Source organism: Zoogloea sp., assembly GCF_017302315.1.
Lineage (GTDB): Bacteria > Pseudomonadota > Gammaproteobacteria > Burkholderiales > Rhodocyclaceae > Zoogloea.
The window spans coordinates 1-4,633 of the sequence record NZ_JAFLDT010000149.1; the positions used below are offsets into that span (position 1 = coordinate 1).

Below are 4,633 nucleotides of genomic sequence, written 5' to 3' on the forward strand. Positions count from 1 at the left end.
CTAATTCCGCAGGGGGATCGGGAATTTCACATCGGTTTGGGGGGTAAACTCCCCTCCAATCTGCGAATGGGAAAACCGGTCGCAGGCGGGAACGGAATGGGCGAGCGCGCGTCCACGCGAATCGAGCGCGACAGCTTCGGGCCGATCGAGGTGCCCGCCGACCGCTATTGGGGTGCGCAGACCCAGCGCAGCATCGAACTCTTCCGCATCGGCACCGAACGCATGCCCGAACCGCTCGTGCGGGCCTTCGGCGTGCAGAAGAAGGCCGCCGCACTCGCGAACATGGCGCTGGGCGAACTCGACGCGAAGCTGGGTGCCGCCGTCGTGCGGGCCTGCGACGAGGTGATTTCGGGCAAGCTCGTCGACCATTTCCCGCTGCTCGTCTGGCAGACCGGCTCGGGTACCCAGACGAACATGAACGCCAACGAAGTGATCGCCAACCGGGCGAACGAGATGCTCGGCGAGCCGCTCGGCCAGCGCAAGCCCGTGCACCCGAACGACCACGTGAACCGCGGCCAGTCGTCGAACGACAGTTTCCCGACTGCGATGCATATTGCGACGGTCGCCGAGATCCACGACACGCTGCTGCCGGGGCTCGCCCGCCTGCACGAGGTGCTGCAGGCCAAGGCCACGGAGTTCGCCGGCGTGGTCAAGCTCGGCCGCACCCAGCTGCAGGACGCGGTGCCGATGACCCTCGGCCAGGAGTTCTCCACCTACGCCACCATGCTCGGTGAGGACGAAGAACGGCTGAAGGAAGCGGCCCTGCTGATCCGCGAGATCAACCTCGGCGCCACCGCCATCGGCACCGGCATCAATGCCCACCCGGATTACGCCGGGCTGGTGTGCCGCCGTCTGGCCGAGATCACCGGCATTCCGGTGGTCACCGCGCCCAACCTGATCGAGGCCACCCAGGACTGCGGCGCCTTCATCCAGCTCTCCGGGGTGCTCAAGCGGGTGGCGGCCAAGCTCTCCAAGGTGTGCAACGACCTGCGCCTGCTGTCCTCCGGCCCGCGCGCCGGCTTTGGCGAGATCAATCTGCCGCCGCGTCAGGCCGGTTCGTCGATCATGCCGGGCAAGGTGAACCCGGTGATCCCGGAAGTGGTGAACCAGATCGCCTTCGAGGTCATCGGCAACGACATGACCGTCACCTTCGCCGCCGAGGCCGGTCAGCTCCAGCTCAACGCCTTCGAGCCCATCATTGCCCATAGCCTGTTCAAGAGCGTGTTGCACCTGACCAAGGGCTGCGTGGTGCTGGCCGATCGCTGCGTGGATGGCATCACCGCCAACCGGGACGCCCTGCGTGCCAGCGTCGAGCGCTCCATCGGCATCGTCACCGCCCTGAACCCCTACATCGGTTATGCCCACGCCACCGACGTGGCTGCCGAGGCTCATGCCAGCGGTCGCGGCGTGGCCGAGATCGTGCTGGAGCGCGGCCTGATGACCGCCGAGGCCCTTGCCGAGGTCTTGCGCCCCGAAGTGCTGACCCGTCCGCGCGCCCTGCCTGCCCGCAAGCTCGCCTGATCCATCACCGGGATACGATCATGAAAGCCAACAAATCCTCACTGCTGATTTTCGCCGCGCTGATCCTCGGCATCCTTGTCGGCTACGTCTGCAATCAGGCGGCACCCACGCCGCAGGCGGCCAAGGAGATCGCGGGATACTTCGGCATCATCACCGACATCTTCCTGCGCCTGATCAAGATGATCATCGCGCCGCTGGTGTTCGCCACCCTGGTGTCCGGCCTGGCCAACATCGGCGACTCCAAGACCGTCGGCCGTATTGGCTCCAAGGCCCTCGGCTGGTTCATCGCCGCCTCCCTGGTGTCCCTGACCGTCGGGTTGCTCTTCGCCAACCTGCTGCAGCCCGGCCATGCGCTGAACATGGCCCTGCCCGAGGCCGGAGCGGCCACCAACCTGAAGACCGGGGCCCTCAATCTGAAGGACTTCATCACCCATGTCTTCCCCAAGAGCATCGTCGAAGCCATGGCCGGCAACTCGGTGCTGCAGATCCTGGTGTTCTCGGTGTTCTTCGGTCTTGCCCTCGGCAACCTGCACAGTCAGGCGGCCCGCAGCCTGGTGCAGACCATGGATGAAGTGGTCCATGTGATGCTCAAGGTCACCGACTACGTGATGCGTTTTGCCCCGCTGGGTGTCTTCGCTGCCGTCGCGGCCGTGGTGACCACCCAGGGGCTGGGCATGCTGAGCGTGTTCGGCAAGCTGCTGGCCAGCTTCTACATTGCCCTGGCCGTGCTGTGGACCATTCTCATCGGTGCCGGTTACGCGGTGCTGGGTCGCGAAGTGTTCCGGCTCATCAAGCTGGTGCGCAGCCCCATGCTGCTGGGCTTCTCCACCGCCAGCAGCGAGTCGGCCTACCCCAAGCTGATGGAGCAGCTCGAGAAGTTCGGGGTGAAGAACCGAATCACGGGCTTCGTCTTGCCCCTGGGCTACTCCTTCAACCTGGACGGCTCCATGTTGTACACCGGCTTCGCGGCGCTGTTCGTGGCCCAGGCCTACGGCATCCCCATGTCCCTCGGCGAGCAGATCACCATGCTGCTGGTGTTGATGGTCTCCAGCAAGGGCGTGGCCGGCGTGCCCCGTTCGTCGCTGGTGGTGGTGGCGGCCGTGCTGCCCATGTTCCATCTGCCGGAGGCCGGCCTGCTGCTGATCATGGGCATCGACCACTTCCTCGACATGGGGCGCACCGCCACCAATGTGCTCGGCAATGCCATTGCCACTGCCGCCGTCGCCAAATGGGAAGAAGCCATCGACCCGGTGGATCCGGGGCTGGACGATACCGACGAGGCGCTGCCGGTGGCAGGTGAGCCCGTGCCTGCGAACGGCGCGGCCTGAGCATCCCTCCCTGTGCCTTTCTCCCTCGGGGGAGGCACGTTTGCCCGACCTCCCGGGGTCGGGCACTTTTCTTCCGGTTTGTCCGCCACGCCGCCGAGGTGGATGTTTCGGTGTGCAGCCGCCTCCGCGCGCGAACCGTTACAAGGAATAAGCTCATGATGTGTTTGGCGCCCTTGCCCTGCATCCATCTTGTCACGCGGGATGCCGCCGCCAGCGGGAGGGTCGTCCTTCTGGCGAGTGGTCTGCACTTCGGGCTCCGTGTCTGGCGGGATGCCGACAGCCTTTTGTCTGAGCTTGATCCCGATAGCACCGGTGCCGTCCTTCTTGAGCTTGCCGGTGCCGGTTCCGAGCTGGCATTGCTGGATCGGCTCGGCTCCCTGGGCGTTGATCTGCCGGTGATCGTGCTGTCCCGCGATGCCACCGTCGATCTTTGCCGGCAGGCCTTCAAGGCCGGTGCGCGGGAATTCCTGCCCCTGCCCGCCGCCGAGGACAGCCTTCCGGAGGTCCTGCGCAAGGCGGTGGGCCAGCATGTGCTGGAGCGTCAGCGGCTGCAGCGCTCCCGCCACGCACGCAGCCTGTACACCCGTCTCTCCGAGCGCGAGCGGGAGGTATTGGGTCTGGTGGTGGCAGGCCTGACCAACAAGGAGATTGCCCGTGCCCTGGCTGTGTCGCCCCGCACGGTGGAGGTCCACCGGGCCCGCCTTGCCGGAAAACTCGAGACGGACTCCCTGGCCCAGCTGGTTCGGCAATATGCCGATCTGGTGGACGAGGACGCTCGCCGTCCCGACCTGGTCTGCGGGCAGGCCTGGGCGGCACCTTTGGCGATCCTCGCCCGGCGCCCGGCCTGATGGATACCGGTCTGGGTGTCATGCCCCTCGAGTTCATGTTTCTTGGTGCCGTCGCCTTCTTTGCCGGCATGGTTGATGCCGTGGTCGGTGGGGGCGGTCTGATCCAGATTCCCGTGCTGCTCAGCCACTATCCCCAGGTGGCCATTCCGACCCTGTTCGGCACCAACAAGCTGTCCAGCATCGCTGGCACCAGCGCCGCCCTGTGGCGCTACGCGCGGGCCGTGTCCATCCCCTGGGCCGTGGTGGTGCCGGCGGCGCTGGCTGCCCTGGCCGGTGCGTGGCTAGGGGCCGCCGTGGTTGCCTGGCTGCCCCGCGAGGCCATGCGCCCGCTGGTGCTGGTCATGATGCTGGCGGTGGCCATCTACACTTTTCAGCGCAAGGATTTCGGCCACGCCGAAACCCGCGAACTGACCCCCGCCGACCGCTGGCGCGTGATGGCCTTCGGTGCCGTGATCGGCTTCTACGACGGTTTCTTCGGGCCGGGGACCGGCAGCTTCCTGATCTTCGGTTTCGTGCGCCTGTTCGGCATGGATTTTCTGCGCGCCTCGGCCAGTGCCAAGCTCATCAACGTGGCCACCAATGTCTCCGCCATCGGCTTCTTCGCCAGCCACGGGCCGCTGCTGTGGACCCTGGGGCTGGTGATGGCCGTGTGCAACCTGGCCGGCGCCCATGTGGGCACCTGGCTGGCCCTGCGCCGCGGCACCGCCTTCGTCCGCCAGGCCTTTCTGGTGGTGGTGTCGGTGCTGATTGCCAAGCTGGCGTGGGATATGGTGAAGGGAGGGTAGGGGGCGGGGCCTGTGGGGTCGAATTCATCATTCGGCCTTTTGCTGGCAGGCTTTCCGGTGTTTGGCGTGACGTTGGCCGGGTGTTCGCCCCGGCGGGCGACCTTCTTTCTTGCTTCGCCAAGAAAGAAGGCAAAGAAGGCGACCCGGCTTC

General features: G+C 66.2%; 4 protein-coding genes. All 4 read left to right on the plus strand.

Going from position 1 to position 4,633, the window contains the following annotated elements; translation table 11 throughout:
• Positions 1 to 96 precede the first annotated feature (96 nt).
• The 4 genes from J0L98_RS21230 (at position 97) to J0L98_RS21245 (ending at position 4,482) form a co-directional block, all read left to right on the plus strand.
• The gene (locus J0L98_RS21230; protein WP_296414220.1) at positions 97 to 1,521 is read left to right on the plus strand and encodes an aspartate ammonia-lyase; all 1,425 of its coding nucleotides are present in this window, start codon (positions 97 to 99) and stop codon (positions 1,519 to 1,521) included.
• Between the two features lie 20 nt (positions 1,522 to 1,541).
• The gene (locus J0L98_RS21235) at positions 1,542 to 2,849 is read left to right on the plus strand and encodes a dicarboxylate/amino acid:cation symporter (RefSeq protein ID WP_296414221.1); all 1,308 of its coding nucleotides are present in this window, start codon (positions 1,542 to 1,544) and stop codon (positions 2,847 to 2,849) included.
• A 155-nt stretch (positions 2,850 to 3,004) separates the two neighbouring features.
• The gene (locus tag J0L98_RS21240; RefSeq protein ID WP_296414222.1) at positions 3,005 to 3,697 is read left to right on the plus strand and encodes a LuxR C-terminal-related transcriptional regulator; all 693 of its coding nucleotides are present in this window, start codon (positions 3,005 to 3,007) and stop codon (positions 3,695 to 3,697) included.
• A 20-nt stretch (positions 3,698 to 3,717) separates the two neighbouring features.
• Positions 3,718 to 4,482 carry a TSUP family transporter gene (locus J0L98_RS21245; RefSeq protein WP_296414223.1) on the plus strand — a complete coding sequence of 255 codons (765 nt, stop codon included), beginning with the start codon at positions 3,718 to 3,720 and terminating at the stop codon, positions 4,480 to 4,482.
• Positions 4,483 to 4,633 lie beyond the last annotated feature (151 nt).

Coding starts and splice junctions, on each gene's coding strand:
- J0L98_RS21230 (WP_296414220.1), top strand. CDS start 97: ATGGGCGAGCGCGCGTCCACGCGAATCGAGCGCGACAGCTTCGGGCCG.
- J0L98_RS21235 (WP_296414221.1), top strand. CDS start 1,542: ATGAAAGCCAACAAATCCTCACTGCTGATTTTCGCCGCGCTGATCCTC.
- J0L98_RS21240 (WP_296414222.1), top strand. CDS start 3,005: ATGATGTGTTTGGCGCCCTTGCCCTGCATCCATCTTGTCACGCGGGAT.
- J0L98_RS21245 (WP_296414223.1), top strand. CDS start 3,718: ATGCCCCTCGAGTTCATGTTTCTTGGTGCCGTCGCCTTCTTTGCCGGC.